Here is a 16,437-nt window from a genome sequence, read left to right as displayed (position 1 = left end):
AGAAAAGCTGCCAAGTTAGGCAGCTTTTAGTATTTATACAGTTGATTTTTCTTTTAGAATACCTTCTTTAACCATATTAACGAGTGTACCTTTATTTTTGAACTTGAAGTACATGATTAAGCGATCAAGGTCTTTTTTAGTAAGTTCAGCATCATTAATTACAAGTTCATATTTATCTAACTTGTTTAACATTGACTTTGCGTACTCGATTTGTTTAGGTGTTAAATATACTTCATCTGATTTCGATTCTCTTTTTATTTCTTTTAAGGGCTTCGAATCAATAGTAGTAAATATATCTTTCGTGTACTTTTGTTCCTTAATCCAACTGATATCATCTTGGTTTAACTGAAACCATTCCCCTTCTAGCCGTTTATGAGAAAAGTGTTTGTGAAAGGCCACTTCGGTTTGATGATGATTACCCGTCTTAATCAGATAAATAAGTTCATTCTTAAATGGTAGTTTAACACCAAAGACATTCATACGTTTTTCTATATGTTTTGTCTTTCCAATTTTAAATGTTCCGTTCATATGCTCTTGGACAAAATAAACATATCCTGGAGCCTTTCCCTCTGGAAAAGGCAAGTCTATTATTCTTTGTAGCTCATGCTGATCTGGTTGGTATAGGTATATTTTCTGAAGAGAAAGTAATACGTTATGTACCGGTGGATCTGTGTGATTCTTTTTGTTTAAGAATGAAAGAAATCCTTTTAGCAATGCTCCTGCCTCCTTTCCAAATACAGTAAAATAATATGTATATTCATAGAATAATGAAATTTGGAAAACATTACAAATGATATATTATATAATAAGAGAAATATAAAGCTTACACATCAGTTATATGGTTGTGAGATAAGGATAAATGTGTAATGAAATGAATATTTAGACTTTAGATAATTTACTAAGAAATATCTTTCTACATCCACAATTAGACTGTTTTCTTAGTGAAACAAGGTATTACTTTTTAAGATATATTTTGTATTTTATTGTAAAAGGAAGAAAGATATAATGAAATAGAAATTTTTTAAATGAATTATTTTTTTAAATAAAAAGGGTGAGATCATGAATGAAGAAGTAATGAAACAAAAACTTGTTAAATATAAAGATAGATTGAATGATTTGAGTAAAAGAAATCGTTCCATTAGAATGTTAAAGCTCTATGATAAATGGGCATTTGATCTGAATAATTTATCAAACTTAAATTTAGATCCAACAAAAGTAATTAATAGAATTGTAGAGCAAAAGGGAAGCATAACACTGCTTAAGCAAGACGTAAATAATGAGGAAACATTATTATACTCTGCAAAATTAAATAACTTATATAGAAACTTAAAGGCAATTGAGGAAGAGACAGGACTATATGATTTATACATGGGATACCCATACATAACAGGGAACATGTTAGATGGTACATATGTTAGGGCACCATTATTTTTATATCCTGTAAAACTTAATAAAGAAAAAGCTGGAGGTATAAAGTGGACTCTTTCAATGGAGGATAGTGAACCACAATTAAACCGAACTCTTTTTCTGGCCTTAAAAAAACTAAGCGGAATAGATTTTACGGAAGATCTTTTTGAGGAAGCTGAAACAATTAGTAAAAAAATTGATTTCTTAAAATGGACGACTTGGTTAAAAGATTGTTCTTTAAATATGCTATGGTCCTCTAATCCGACTGAAATTAAGCAATTTGTAAACTTAACTCAAGATTTAATACCACAATTGAAAAATGGCCAGTTCCAACTTGAGAATTTATCTATTTTAGGTAATTTCCCTCAAGGAAATTCAGCATTACTGAAAGATTATGAAGATCTCATTACTTTGTCTGGTTTAGAAGATAACCATGGTGTATTAGGTGAACTGCTAGGTATTGAAAACCTTGATTCCACGGAAGACGATGAAGAATTAGAAATAGAACAATATAAGGAATCACTTGAGGCAGAAAAGTTTTATGTTTTAGACACAGATGCTTCTCAAGAAGAAATTATTAAAGAAATTGATAGGCAAAAAGGAATGGTCATTCATGGTCCTCCTGGTACAGGTAAATCACAGGTAATAGTTAATCTTATTGCAAATTTTACGGCAAAGAATAAAAAAGTTCTACTTGTATGTCAAAAAAGAGCAGCTCTTGATGTAGTTTACCAAAGACTGGACTCAATAGGTCTTTCAAAACAAGTTGCTTTATTACACGATGAAAAGAATGATAGAAAGAACCTTTATTCTCGTATCCATACTTTATTAGATGACGACTCAGTAATACATGAGTATGAACATGATTTGATACAGCTGTCCAGAAAAATTGAGCAATATGAAAAAGAATTAAATAGTATTGCAAAGGGACTTTATGAAGTTCAATCACATGGATATAAGGCTTATGATTTGTATGGCTTAGGAAAACCAATTACAGAAATAGAAGTCATATTGAATTTAGAAAATATATTACAATCCTTAAATAAAGACAATTTTGAAGACGTGCTATCAAAAATTCTTTCATATGGCAGTTTTTATGGACGATTTGGTGGAAATAATTATCCCCTAAAAGATCGGAAAACGTTTAATAATTTAGAGATAAAAGATCGTCAGAATTTAATAGAAATTTTGAATAAGGTCATTGAAAAAGCAAATAAAAGCGTTGAGTATTTAAATACTTTTGAACAAGAAGAAATTACACCAGAGTACACATGGTTAATAAGCGATAAACTTGAGAAGATCTATGATGATTTAAACCCAGAAGAGAAGAAAAGTTTACAAAAGCTAAGGTTATGGTGGTGGACTTCTTTTTCAGGGAAAACTATTGTCGAAGAATTATTAAATGGTGATAAATTTAAAGGACTAACTTCAAAAGAATGGCCAAGGTTAAGAGAAAGTTTAAAGGTGTTATTTGAACTTTCAAAGGTATCAGAAGGTATGTCTAAAGAACTGACCTCATTAAAGACATATTTTACTGATGATTCGATTAAGAACTTAAATAATAGAGTTTCAAAAGGAGATATCCCAGTTTTAGACCTTCAAAAAATGCAAGAATTTATTATTCAGGATTTTGAAGATTTGAGATTAATGGATAGAGATTATGATGAAAGTTTACCTTTTATCAAAAGCATTATTGATAGACTCAAAGAAAAAACAAATGAGAATATTCATAGCCAACTTGCTTTAGAATGGGTAGATATTGTAAAGCAATCAGCATATATTCATTGGATTGATCAAATTGAAAAAAAGCATCCATCTATAAGTAAAATAGGGTCTGAGGAATTAGATAGAGTCAGAGAATCTTTTAAAAATGTATTGAATGAGAAAAAAGATTTATCAGCTAAAGTTCTATCTTATCGCCTATTGAAATGGTTATATCACTCAAAACAAATGAACAGCAAGCATTTTAAAGAACTTAAACATCAGGTTGGTAAGAAAAGAATGGTTTGGCCAGTTAGAAAATTGGTACGCCAATTTTCTTTAAATGGACTTTTGGATGCTATGCCTGTTTGGTTAACTTCTCCTGAAACTGTCTCTGCAATTTTCCCTTTGGAAAAAGATATGTTTGATGTTGTTATTTTTGACGAGGCTTCACAATGTACAGTTGAAAATGGGTTACCTTCAATATATAGAGGCAGTAAAATAATTGTTGCTGGTGATGAGAAACAGCTTCCCCCTTCAAATTTATTTAAGGGAGAAATACAAGTTGATGAAGATGAAGAAGATGAAAATGATCTGGAGTATTCAGAAAGTCTTTTGAACTTATCAAAACGTATCCTGCCAGAAAAGATGCTTCAATGGCATTATCGATCTAAGTTCGAGGAGTTAATTAATTTTTCTAATCACGCCTTTTATAATGGCAATATTCAAATAGCCCCTAACGTATCGCCTTTGAAAGATCCGGCAGCAATAAAGTGGCTTAAGGTTGAAAATGGAACTTGGATTAATCAATGTAATGAAGTAGAAGCTATTGAAGTAGTGAATTTACTTAAAAGAATAGTAAATGATCATCCTGGAAAATCAATAGGTATTATTACGTTCAATGCTAAACAACAAGATAAAATATTGGATATTATTGATAGAGAAGTTGAAAATGATAAAAAATTTGCTGTGCAGTACCAGCAAATTATGAGTAAAGAATTAGATGAAAGAATTTTTGTGAAAAATATTGAAAATGTCCAAGGTGATGAGAGAGATATTGTCATATTTTCAATCGCATATGCAAGAAACGAACAGGGGAAAGTTTATAGTCGTTTTGGCACTCTTAGTCAACGTGGCGGTGAAAATCGTCTAAATGTAGCTGTTTCTCGTGCAAAGGAACAAATCTATGTTGTCTCAAGTATTGAACCAACTGAATTAAACGTTACTAATGCGAAGAATGATGGTCCGCGATTACTGAAGAATTATTTAGAATACTCTAAAGCTGTTTCCGAAGTAAATAAAGATAAGATTGAAACACTCATTACAAAGATTAATGAAAACCACAATACTAAAAAACAGGAATTAGATCTATGGTTTGATTCACCGTTTGAAGAGCAGGTTTACAAGCAACTTTGTAACCTGGGCTATAAAGTTGATACACAGATTGGCATGTCAGGATACCGAATCGATATGGCCGTTGTACATCCTAATAATCCTCAAAAATATATACTAGGTGTTGAATGTGATGGAGCAATGTTCCATAGTGCTGCATCAGCAAAGGAGAGAGATGTATACCGCCAACGTTTTTTGGAATACAAAGGCTGGAAGATAACTAGAATTTGGAGCAGAAATTGGTGGAAAAATTCTAGTAATGAGATTGAAAAAATTGATCAGTTGATTAAGAAGATTGTTCGTGAAGAACGGATCAAAGAAGAGGTAACAATAGGATAATTAAAATGAGCACTTGTCTAATAGGACAAGTGTTTCTTTCTGTTTCTAATATATTTATTAAAATACAATCTTAATAAACTAATTAAGTTACAACAATTAACATATTTCAAGACTTAACCTTTAATTCAAGCCATTATCTTAACTCGATATTTTTTTGGGGGTCATTGTCGAAAAAGTTGCATTTAATTTGAAAATTTTCTTGAAATAACTTTAATAAGGTATTAGTATTAAATTTGGAAATAAATGAAAATGTATCAAAGGGAGATTGGGACATGGGGAAATATTTAGTTTTAATAATGGCATTGGTGATACTAGTACTGCCTCACCAAGGTTTTGCTCACTCTGGAAGAACTGATGGTAGCGGGGGTCATAACTGTTCAGCAAAGTCTCAAGCAAAAGGATTATGTACGGGGTATCATTATCATAATGGTGGAGGATCTAGTGGAGGGGCAACCCCTGCACCGGCGCCGGCACCAAAACCGGGTCCTGCAACTCGCAGTGATAAAGATTGTTCAGATTTTGCTAACTATGATGAAGTTGTAGCTTATTGGAATGCAAAAGGTTATTCAGCTACAAATGATCCGGAGAGATTAGATGGATTTGGTAATGTTGTAGATGATGGTATTCCATGTGAAGTACCAAGTGGATATGATACCGCAAAAATAAACGGAAGTCCAAAACAAATCGAACAGCAAGATTCTGCAAAAGGTGAAAAAGCCGGCTATCAAAAAGGTATAGCTGATGGTACAAAAGGTGCAGAGGAAAACGATTCTTCTACTGGCTCAGCAGCTTACCAATCTGGCTATAGCACCGGTTATGCTAAAGGATATACTGAAGGAATGCAAAAGTTTGAAGAGCAGAAAAAAGCTGTTGATAAAGAAGGATACGAAGCTGGTAAGAAACAAGATAAGCTAGTCCTGCCTGCAAAGTATCAAGGTAATGCACTTTTAAAACAAGAATATGAGAATGGTTTTAACCGAGCTCTAAAAGAAAAAGAAGAAGCACAGATTGCTAGTTTTCAAGAAAAAGGTCTTGAAGATGGAACGAAAGATATTAAGAATACTCCTGAGAATGTAAGTCAAACTTTAATAAGCGCATATGTTTCTGGATATGAGGAAGGCCAAAAGAAATTAAAAGAAAAGTATTTAAAAATGGGCTATAATGCTGCATTTACAATCATTTCTTATAAAAAGCCTGCTTTAGAAAAAGAAAAGTTTATTAAGTGGTACAAAGAAGGATTTGAATCCAATAAAGAAATCGAAAAAATAGAAGAAGTAGCATACGAGATGGGTCTAAATGAAGAAAAGTATGAAGTCCCTCAAAAATACCTTAAAGCTGAAACGGTATACAAGTATCACTATGGATTAGGAGAACAAGCTGCTGAGGATGCTGATGATACAAGAACAACGATGTTTGGGTTAGGAATAGCTGCTTGGTTAGGAAGACGATTCTATGTGGCACGTAAAATGGTAGCTTAAGGAGAGAGTTAGATGGGAATCTATCAAAAGATATGTTATAAAACTGAAGATTTATTTGTAAAATTTTTAACTAAGAAGCAAGATAATATACTAGTAAAAGAAAAAGTTCAAACTTATCGAAGTAATAAAGAAGCTGTGAGAGAACAAAAGCGTATAAAAAGAAAACAAGTCGCTGAAGAACGCCAACAACAACTTGAAGCACAGAAAGCAAAAGAAAAACAAGAGGTTGTTAATCTATTAAAGTCACTAGTCAATGACTCCTACACGACTTATGAATTTAACGAAGTGAAAAATAATAAAGCATTCTTTCAATCTCTTATACGAAATGTGTTTGAGCCGGATGAAAAAGGATTAACCTTCTTATTCTGTGAGTTTGATAAAAGCAGTAAAAAAGAAATTAAAGGTTACTTAATCGCTACCAACAAACGAGTGTTGTTCTTAAATAAGTCACTAGACTTCCAACAAAAATTCCGATATCAAACCATTAGAGACATTAAATGGTTTAATGACGGCATGCTGGAAAAAGGTCTCTATATGCAATATGGTGTCAAACGACTAGAGTTTGATGAAATATTTGATAAAGAGCAGATGGTACGTGTTGTAAATAAAATATTAAAGCAAATATAAATATTTAAAGCACTTGGCTATTACAGCAAGTGTTTTTATATATTACTTTTTTTGGTACAAGGTTATTGATATCATTAAGCAAAGAAATGATTAAATATTATCCACATGAAGGTAGCTGATTGCATGCTTGAAAAATTAGTTATTAACTATTTAGAGCGCTTTAATGTTGTTCAGACTTTAAGTTCAATGCAGACTAATTCAATTAAAATAAGTGATGAAGGTTTTTATGTAGAAACAGATTCCTCCAAAATAAAGTTTGAAGTAGGTGAAAAGGAAAGTTCTTGGGAGCTGATTTCCTATCTATACTTATATGATGCATGGAATGATTTTTCCAATACTAGACTAGCTAATTCCTCAGACTTTGTTAATGCTAAGGGTCGTACATCTTTTATTATGGCCCTGTTTTCTCAACTACCATTTGTGTCAGTAACACAAAAAAATGGAAAGAAAGCAATAATATTAAATCAATATTTAACCGATCAATTACCAGAGATTAACCTAAATCAAGTTTTAGAATTATTAGAAGAAGTTATTTTCAAGAAGTTAGATCTGAAATTCCTCAAACAACGTTACCCAGAAGACAATGTTTATCGACTAAAGTCGCGTGCCCGTCAAGGTTTGAGATTATTGGGTTTTATTAATAGTGAATATGTGCTGAATGCAGATTTAATAGATGAGTATAGATCTGGATCTGGACAAAATAAATCAGAAATTCTTAAAAAACAAATAAAGAAACACCCATATTTCTCTATTATATTGGATTTACTTTCAAGTTCTTCCGATTTAGAAAAGGTATATAAATTCCAAGCCATCAAAGAACTTGGAATGTTAATTGTTAAGAATTCTACTGGTGATAATTTAATGCGTGATTCTGTCGCAGATGCTCGGACAAGATACATGCTTTCTTGGATGCAAGAAGTTGATTTACTTGATGAGGAGTTGAACCCAATTATGGAAGAAAGCATTCGTCCTTTACTTGTTAGAACAATGCAGGGATATTTAAAAGCTAGAACGGAGCCATTAACTAATCATTTCATGGGAAAATTAGTTCGAACGGAGTTACCTGAAGCAATTAGTAGATTGCCTTTTATAGATAGGGATATGTACTCGGTGAAAGGGTCAGTAGGGCAAGGAAACTGGGCTACGGTTCCTTGGTTAGCCATATTAAATACGAAAATTACTACATCTACACAACGTGGATATTATATTGTTTATTTATTTAGTGAGAATATGAAAGAGTTATATTTAACATTTGCACAAGGGATTACTGAAACATCTAGAAATGAAATGTTACAGCTTAATGAGGAAATAAGAAAGAACGTTGAAATGAATGGTGTAATAAAAAGTAATGATTACTATCTTGGTGAAAGTGCAAAAGCAAGAGGTTATGTTGAAAGTACAGCAGCTTTTATTAGATATTCGTTAGATGACATGCCTTCTGAAAATCAACTTGTTAATGATTTAGAAAAAATGATCTCTTACTATGAAAGTTTTATAGAATATAAAAACGAAAATCGTAATGAAAATGTGATACCTGAAAATCTAGACGAAAAAGAAATAACTGAACATGTACACGAATACATAAAAAGCAAAGGTTTCTACTATAAAAAAGAAGAAGTTATCAATCTTTTTCTTTCATTAAAAACAAAACCATTTGTAATACTCTCTGGAATTTCAGGAACAGGTAAAACGAAAATGGTTCAGTGGTTTGCTGAAAGTATGGGTGCTACCGAAAAAAATGGTCAGTTTACTTTAATTCCAGTTCGACCTGACTGGAGTGATGGATCTGATCTGTTAGGATATGTAGATATTAAAGGTGACTTTAAGAAAGGTCCTTTAACATCGGTGTTAGAAAAGGCAATGGATGATCCGGATAAACCTTACTTTGTTTTACTCGATGAAATGAACTTAGCCCGAGTTGAGTATTACTTCAGCGATCTATTAAGTGTAATGGAAAGTAGACGCTGGGAAAATGGAGGGATTGTTACTACACCAGTACTCCCTTTTAAGGTGGATGGTAGAGACATTATTCTTCCTTCAAATGTTTATATTGTTGGAACGGTTAACATGGATGAGACAACCCATCCTTTTAGCAAAAAGGTGTTGGACCGTGCAAATACAATCGAGTTTAATAGAGTTCAATTGGATCATTTTGCTTTCTTAGAAGATCTTGAAGAACAGGAACCTTTGTCTATCAGAAATCAGTTGATTGCCGGAGACTTTTTACATTTAATAGATGCTTATCAAGAGAATATGGATTTAATTAAAAATGTTACAGATGTACTAGTTAATATTAACAGACAGCTTGAAGGTATTGGAGCACAGGTAGGGTATCGTGTTCGAGATGAGATTTGTTTTTATGTAATTTATAGTGAGAAAGATAACTTACTGACATTTGAAGAAGCGATGGACCAATCGATCTTACAAAAGATACTGCCTCGCATTTCAGGTAGTGATGAGCGCGTATGGGATACTCTTAAAGGACTTTATGAAATTTGCACAAATCAAGTCTACGATGGCGATGTCCTACCCAATTTTGATAACTCAATATATCCAAAGTCAGCACAAAAGATTGTGGATATGATTAGGAGGTATCAGTTAGATGGTTTCACTTCCTTCTGGATTGGTTCGTGAGGATGTTGAACTCGTATTGATCGAAACGAATCAATTTACTCTTTTTATGAAGGGAAAACCGTATCATCAGCGGTTTGAAGGGTTGTCTCAATATAAGAAGAAACTGCAGAATGAAACGATGGAATTTAAGGTTGATGGGGAGTCGATTCAGTCTGTTAAAGTTTTTGATGTAGACAGACAAATACTCTCGGCTGACTCAACTTTTAGACCTATCTTTTTTGAAAATGGAAACTATCAAATTATCGTTACATCAAAAGTTGATTCAGAGATAGAGTTCTACCACGAACATCATCTTTTACGAGACGCTGTAAGCAGTGTGCCAGTAGGTCCCAAACAAGTTTTAATGGGCAGTCTGCAATTTCAAAATGAAGTCGGTTTATCATCCTTTGAAATTCGTATGCAAGGGAAAACATTATTAACGGTGACTTTTGAAATCTTTCCTTCAAAGCTTGATTATAAAGAAGATTATCGAAAGCTACTCGATGAAGTGAATGAAGAAATTTATAATCTAGCATTTCATTTTTTACGAAAAACGTATCTTGGTGCGAGAACTAGGGCAGAGGGTGAAGCAAGTGCTGCTGAATTTTATCGATTAATTCAACATCATTTCAGGTCCTTTCTACAGGCAATCAAAAGAATTGAGCAACAACCGCATCATCAGTTAATAACCACTCATCAGAAAGTGAGAGGGGATCAACTGAAGAAGTTGGACTCTTTTGGTCGAAATCAGCTTAGAAAAAAAGCCTCATTGTTTCAAGAGGTCCCAAATGGTATCAAGTTCAGGGACAAAGAGCTTATGCCTATTGAGGGATGGCAGGTTAAAAAAGAGCACTCATTTGATACAATGGAAAACCGTCTGATTAAGTGGTTGATGATTCGAATAGAGGATAAGCTTAAGAATTTGCTGCAAAAAGTAGAAACACCTATTGGAAGATACAAAACAGAACCAGATCAAGAAGTGGTTAAGTCAATAAATGACATGCAGAAGCTATTACAACAAAGAATAAAAAATCCCTTTTGGAAGACGATTAGTAAATTGGACCGTTCTGTAATGAGTTTAGTAATTCAGATGGCATCCGGTTACAGAGAAGCGTTTCAAATCTATGTCTTACTTTCTCGTGGATTGGAACTACATGGTCAAATTTATAAAATGTCTGTTAAAGATGTTGCACAGCTTTATGAGTATTGGACCTATCTTAAGCTTGGTGCTCTATTGGATAAGAAGTATGTCCTCCTTTCTCAAGATGTAGTGAAGGTGAATCGAGAAGGTCTGTTTGTAAACCTCGACGGAAGTAATTCTGCTAAACGAGTATATCAGCATCCTCATACAGGAGAAAAAATCATCCTTCAATATCAAAAGGAAGAAAAACACCTTCCTACAATTACACAGAAACCAGACACGATGCTGAGTATTGAGAAGAATGGTAAGGATTACAGTTATAACTATATCTTTGATGCCAAATATCGTATTGATTTTGCTGTAGAAGATAGTTATTACGGAAAACGATATAAGACCCCTGGTCCCATGGAGGATGATATAAACACGATGCATCGATACCGTGATGCATTAGTTGTTCAACATAAAGGACCTTATGAAAGAACAGCATTTGGGGCATATGTGTTATTTCCTTGGTTTGAAGAAGAGTTGTATGAACAGCATGCTTTTTATAAGAGTATTGATTCCGTTAATATCGGTGGGTTACCTTTCCTACCGAATGCAACCAGGTTAGTTGAACAATTTGTGGAACGTCTTATTGAAAAAAGTCCAGAAGAGATCCAAGAAGAAGGCATACTTCCAAGAGGTACATTAGATCGTTGGCAGTCTTCAGTAGATGAAACCGTTCTGGTTGGTTTAGTAAGCGATGAAGAAATTCTTACAGATTGTATCCATTATAAAACGTTTAAGATAGCTTTGAAGGACTTAAAAAAAGGATGGCAAGAGGCAAAATATATTGCACTTTACCTATCTAGTAAGGTTTCTAGTAATAATGGGGTAGAGTATTTTGGTAGGATTGATGATATAAGGTTCAGTATGATTTCAAGCAATGAACAAGTGGTTACTTTTACTGTGATAGCTTGGGAATCCTTAAAGAAAGTCATCAGACCAGTTGGTTATGGTATTTCTTCATACATGTTAACCACGTTAAATACTTTAAAAGAAGCTGAAGAATTACCTGAACTTTATATGAAAAGTAAAGATGAATTAGCGGTTTGGAGAACAATGCGTAGGTTAACAAGGAAGCCTAGGATTGATTTAAACCACACTAGCCTTGATCATGCATCAGAAATAGTACAAATACAGTCAGGTGAAGTATCAGTGTCTGTTGGGAAGTATGAAATACAAGTAAAACGGATAGGAAGTATGCAGTTAGAATCTTTAGATAGAGCAGAATTTTTGATTAATCCAAATCGATTGTTTAAGAAGGTTATTGATATATTAAATAGATAATAAGTAAAAAAGGCTTAAGGAATTACTCCTTTAGCCTTTTTTACTTATTATCATCCTCAACAAGATACTTCAACATCGACAACTTATTCTCCCAAAACTTCTCATAATAAGCTAGCCACTGCTTCACTTCTGTTAAAGGCTCAGGATGCAGCTGATAGATCTTTTCCCGGCCTTCTTTACGCCCTGAAATAAGTTCAGCCTCCGTTAAAATTCGCAGATGCTTCGTCACAGCGGTTCGGCTCATATCAAAGTGATCCGCAATCTCTGAGATCGGCCGTTCATTTTCTGAGAGCAGCCTTAATACTTCACGCCTTGTTGGATCAGCAATCGCTTTAAACACATCGTGTTTTTCTGCTGGTGCTGCCACTTAGCCCTCAACGACCTTTTTCAATCTTTCATTCACAATACCAACCCATCCGCCATTCATGCGGTCACGCACATCTTGCGCCTTTTGATTGGCTTTTCCAACAATCGCATCTTCTTCTTTCCATCCGCTATGAATTAGGGTGAACTCTGTCTGATCGCCTTTTTCTTCTAATAAAAACGTAACGACCCAGCCATCGTTGTCCCATGCAAAAGAAAGCTTATGCGGCTCATCAATTACGAGCACCTTACACGGTGAAGGACCAAAAGGAGACTGAATATGAAACTCATGTCCTTCCTCGGCTTTAAAGTCATTTGGCATGAACCAAGAAGACATGCCTTCTGCTGTTGATACAGAATTCCACACTTTTTGAATAGGTGCGTTAAAGAGTGCCGTTTGTTTAATATCCGGTAATGTTGCCATGAACGTTCAACTCCTAGAAAAATATATAACCATTTGGTTGCACGTTTAGAATATAACACCTTTTGGTTGCATGTCAACATAAGAAAGAGGAGCTCATCCCACAAGTGGAGAATATTTACAAGTGTAGAATGTTTACTTTGGAGGAAGACATGAAGAACTCTTTGAAATTACTTTTCGTATTGACTATCGTTTTCCTATTTACATCTTGCGGCCGTGGTCCGCTCGGTTGCCCAGACGGTGAGATCGAGTGGATTCATGCTCTTAAAATTAAGGATGTTAAGTATGAACATGACTTTCCAGATCCACACGATCAGGTTGAACTAAATATTGTACAAGGTGATGAACTTGGTGAAGTGAGCTATAAAATGGCCGATGACGCTTGCAGCTACTATAAGATGAAAAATGGTGACGCGACCTATCTAGAGGAGGGGACTACCATTTATTCGATAAAAGATACGCCAATATCACTTGCTGTATTAGCAAATGATCAAGTCTTTGTTGTGGAGCAGAACACAAAAGCGAAAACGGTCGGAGAGTACTATCCCATCAAAGGTCTTATTAAATCGATACACATTGAAAGCACACTAGACGGAAGAAGACTTCATACGTTTTCTGATGCTTCCACTAAAGTTTTTCTGGAAGAATGGCTGGCTCTCCCTTTACAAAACCAAGAAAAGTTATTGAAGGGAAATACGGATGATCAGAAAAGTATCTTTTTAGAGTTTGAATTAAACAACGGCATTACTTTTCGAGAAGTGTATTGGCGTGATAACAAAACCTTTCATGTAGATGCTGTTGGGACAGAGCGGCTTGCTGAAACCATAGAAAAAGAATATTCCTTAATTCATGAATGAAAGAAGGGGAACAACGATGACTCAACCACAAGCAACGAATAAGGGTAACCAGCTACCAAAAGAAGTGCAGGAAGTAATAGACGTTTACTTGACGAGGATAGAGGAAAGATTGCCAAACGTGCTGGAATCACTTTATCTCTTTGGCTCTGTTTCGTTAGGTGCTTATCAAGAGGGAATGAGTGACATAGACTTCTACGCAGTTGTTAAACGACCATTGACGGAAAACGATGTTGAAGTGTTAAAACAGGTTCATGGAGACATGAAAAAACAGTTTCCAAAGCCGAGTTTAGATGGCATGTATGTGACGCGTGAAGATTTAGAGGGACTTAATGAAGGTGAGTCGTCTTGTCCGTATTTTAATGAAGGCAGATTTCAGATGCATCGGCCTTTTCATCGAAACTGGATTGATGCGTACCAACTAAAGACATACGGCATCTTGATAAAAGGACTTCCGATTGAAACGTATCACTTACCCGTAGATTGGAAGCAAATCAAAACGAACTTGGTAAAAAACATCAATGGTTATTGGTCGAACTGGATCAAAAATTGTGAACGTGTCACATCACTCCAATTTTATGGCTTATTCTTAAGCGGCAGCATGGTCGAGTGGGGAGTTCTTGGGGTAACGCGGCTTTTTTATTCTATTAGAGAAGAAGATATTACATCAAAAGTGGGGGCAGGAATGTATGCGCTGAAAACAGTCCCAGCAGAATATCACCAAATCATCCGAGAAGCGTTGCGCATTCGAAGTGGAAATAAGTTCTCTCTTTACGGATCGATGATGAAGAGAAGAAATGATACTTTGAAGTTTATGAAATATGTAATGAAGGAATGTAAGAATATGTAAGATAAAATGAAAAAGAAGGACGGGGAATGCATGGCGAAGATGGTCTTTGAACGAGAGAGTCAGTTTGCGAACAAGTGGAGAAAATTTGATATCTATATCAACGACAACAAGCGTGAGAACATTAAGGATGGGGAAACCAAACAGATTGATGTCGAGCCTGGCGAGTACATCGTAAAAATGCAGATTGATTGGGTGGAGAGCGCTACTCACAAAGTACAAGTAAAGCAGGATGAAACGATCCATTTTCAGTGCGGAAGCCGATTAAAAGGATGGAAAGTCTTAAAAGCGTCATCGGCCATGAATACGGTGGATGAGTTTGTTTATTTGGAGAAGAAGTAAGTATGTAAAAACGTCCAGTTGGGCGTTTTTGTTTTTGGCTCTTTTCGTAAAGATTGTTGCTTTTAATTAATAGAAAGGTGGGAGATTTTTGATAGAAACAAAACGTCTTATAATTAGAGAAATGGTGCAGTCCGATTATGATGCATTGTGCGGAATATTGTGTGATGAGGAAGTAATGCGTGCTGCTTATGAAAGTGCATTCAACTTAGAACAAGCACAAAGTTGGCTTAACAGACATCTTAAAAGATATGAAGAGTATGGTTTTGGACTTTGGGCTGTTGTATTAAAAGAAACAAACGAAATGATTGGTCAATGTGGCTTGACAATGCAAGGTTGGAGAGAAAAAGAAATTTTGGAAATAGGGTTTTTGTTTCAAAAAGCGTATTGGCACAAAGGTTACTCAACAGAAGCGGCAATTGCTTGCAAGGAATATGCTTTCTCAGTTCTTAATGTAAATAGGGTTTATTCTATTATTAGGGACACAAATGTAGCCGCTCAAAAAGTTGCTGTTCGAAACGGTATGAATATTATTGATAAAGATACTAAGAATTTTAGGAATATAGATATGGAATTTTTTCTGTATTCTGTAGAGCGAACAAAATGAACATAATTTACTACAAAAGGCAAAACATCCTTATAAGAATTGTCAAAATAGCAACAATCTATGCGAAAAGAGCCTTGTTTTTTTATACAAAAAGAAGTTGGAAGTTTATCAAACTCGAAAACGTGTATCCTCCAAGAGCTTTTCCGTTTCTTAAGAAGAAGCTTTAAAATATTTCTAAAAGCCTGAGACGTGTTCGCTGGCTTTTTTTTTGCGATTGCCATTGTGATTTTAATCGTTTTTTACTGAAGTCTCTGTTCTTTAATAAGAAACACAAATGTATTGGAAAAAAGTGTAAAGTTCGCTGAATTCATTATATAATATAGGTTACGGTTAAAAGATATTGAGAAGGTGAACAGGATGATAAACTTTTCAGGAACGCCCATGTTAGAAACGGATCGATTAATCCTTAGAAGATTGGAACTTACTGATGCCCAAACTGTATTTGATCATTGGCTTTCAGACGAACGTGTATCGGACAATAAAATCAATGCTGCACATAAGAGTGTTTCCCAAACGATCGAAAGAGTAGCTAACATCGTAAGTCAGTATGAAAGTAAAGAATTTTGTTACTGGGGGATTGTATTGAAAACGAGTGGTGAACTAATTGGAGAGATCGATTTATATGATTTTGACAAACTCACTGAAAATTGTGAGGTGGGTTACGCGCTTGGATACCATTGGTGGAATCGGGGCTATGGAACGGAAGCTTTGCGAGCAGTTGTAGAATTTGGTTTTAGACAGATGAATATTCATAAAATATCTGCCGCTCATAACACCGATAATCCGGCTTCAGGAAGAATGATGAGTAAAGTGGGAATGGCGCAAGAAGGCGTAATCAGACATATGATCCGCAATGCCAAGGGTCAATACAAGGACTGTGCGGTTTGTGGAATTCTTCAAGAAGATTATCTGAAGTACAACGTCAGCAGCGAATCCTATAAGCTTAAGCTAGAAGGTTGATTTCAAATTGGGGGGAACA

At 34.7% G+C, this 16,437-nt stretch carries 13 protein-coding genes; 10 read left to right on the top strand and 3 right to left on the bottom strand.

The window, feature by feature from the left end; genetic code table 11:
• Window positions 1-33 precede the first annotated feature (33 nt).
• On the bottom strand, window positions 34-714 hold the full coding sequence (locus tag QUF49_RS14415) for a GIY-YIG nuclease family protein (protein ID WP_289496335.1): 681 nt from the start codon (window positions 712-714) through the stop codon (window positions 34-36).
• Window positions 715-1,059: 345 nt separating this feature from the next.
• Here QUF49_RS14415 and QUF49_RS14410 point away from each other — a divergent pair, with 345 nt between their 5' ends.
• The 5 genes from QUF49_RS14410 to QUF49_RS14390 all read left to right on the top strand — a co-directional run bounded on the left by QUF49_RS14410 (window position 1,060) and on the right by QUF49_RS14390 (window position 12,027).
• Window positions 1,060-4,839, top strand: a complete 3,780-nt coding sequence (locus QUF49_RS14410; RefSeq protein ID WP_289496333.1) for an AAA domain-containing protein — start codon at window positions 1,060-1,062, stop codon at window positions 4,837-4,839.
• Window positions 4,840-5,111: 272 nt separating this feature from the next.
• Window positions 5,112-6,317, top strand: coding sequence for a YHYH domain-containing protein (locus QUF49_RS14405; RefSeq protein WP_289496332.1), 1,206 nt, complete (start codon window positions 5,112-5,114; stop codon window positions 6,315-6,317).
• A gap of 12 nt (window positions 6,318-6,329) precedes the next feature.
• Window positions 6,330-6,944, top strand: coding sequence for a PH domain-containing protein (locus QUF49_RS14400; RefSeq protein WP_289496331.1), 615 nt, complete (start codon window positions 6,330-6,332; stop codon window positions 6,942-6,944).
• Between the two features lie 123 nt (window positions 6,945-7,067).
• On the top strand, window positions 7,068-9,578 hold the full coding sequence (locus QUF49_RS14395; protein ID WP_289496330.1) for an McrB family protein: 2,511 nt from the start codon (window positions 7,068-7,070) through the stop codon (window positions 9,576-9,578).
• Complete coding sequence (locus tag QUF49_RS14390; protein WP_289496329.1) at window positions 9,547-12,027, top strand: restriction endonuclease-like protein; 2,481 nt, start codon at window positions 9,547-9,549, stop codon at window positions 12,025-12,027. Before QUF49_RS14395 ends, QUF49_RS14390 begins: the two co-directional genes overlap by 32 nt.
• A gap of 40 nt (window positions 12,028-12,067) precedes the next feature.
• On the opposite strand, the gene QUF49_RS14385 is transcribed toward QUF49_RS14390, so the two are convergent.
• Both QUF49_RS14385 and QUF49_RS14380 read right to left on the bottom strand, forming a co-directional pair.
• On the bottom strand, window positions 12,068-12,394 hold the full coding sequence (locus tag QUF49_RS14385) for an ArsR/SmtB family transcription factor (RefSeq protein WP_289496327.1): 327 nt from the start codon (window positions 12,392-12,394) through the stop codon (window positions 12,068-12,070).
• Window positions 12,395-12,814 (bottom strand): SRPBCC family protein, encoded by a 420-nt coding sequence (locus tag QUF49_RS14380; RefSeq protein ID WP_289496325.1) that lies wholly within the window; start codon window positions 12,812-12,814, stop codon window positions 12,395-12,397.
• Window positions 12,815-12,963: 149 nt separating this feature from the next.
• Here QUF49_RS14380 and QUF49_RS14375 point away from each other — a divergent pair, with 149 nt between their 5' ends.
• From QUF49_RS14375 to QUF49_RS14355, 5 genes are all read left to right on the top strand, one after another.
• The gene (locus QUF49_RS14375) at window positions 12,964-13,668 is read left to right on the top strand and encodes an LptM family lipoprotein (RefSeq protein WP_289496324.1); all 705 of its coding nucleotides are present in this window, start codon (window positions 12,964-12,966) and stop codon (window positions 13,666-13,668) included.
• A gap of 16 nt (window positions 13,669-13,684) precedes the next feature.
• Entirely contained in the window at window positions 13,685-14,515 is an 831-nt protein-coding gene (locus QUF49_RS14370) for a nucleotidyltransferase domain-containing protein (RefSeq protein ID WP_289496322.1), read from the top strand.
• A gap of 30 nt (window positions 14,516-14,545) precedes the next feature.
• Window positions 14,546-14,854 carry a hypothetical protein gene (locus QUF49_RS14365; RefSeq protein ID WP_289496321.1) on the top strand — a complete coding sequence of 103 codons (309 nt, stop codon included), beginning with the start codon at window positions 14,546-14,548 and terminating at the stop codon, window positions 14,852-14,854.
• Between the two features lie 88 nt (window positions 14,855-14,942).
• Window positions 14,943-15,458, top strand: coding sequence for a GNAT family N-acetyltransferase (locus tag QUF49_RS14360; protein ID WP_289496319.1), 516 nt, complete (start codon window positions 14,943-14,945; stop codon window positions 15,456-15,458).
• Between the two features lie 357 nt (window positions 15,459-15,815).
• The gene (locus QUF49_RS14355; RefSeq protein WP_289496317.1) at window positions 15,816-16,418 is read left to right on the top strand and encodes a GNAT family N-acetyltransferase; all 603 of its coding nucleotides are present in this window, start codon (window positions 15,816-15,818) and stop codon (window positions 16,416-16,418) included.
• Window positions 16,419-16,437: the final 19 nt, after the last annotated feature.

It is taken from the genome of Fictibacillus sp. b24 (genome assembly GCF_030348825.1).
Classification (GTDB): domain Bacteria; phylum Bacillota; class Bacilli; order Bacillales; family Fictibacillaceae; genus Fictibacillus.
This window is presented reverse-complemented; position numbering and strand designations above follow the sequence as displayed.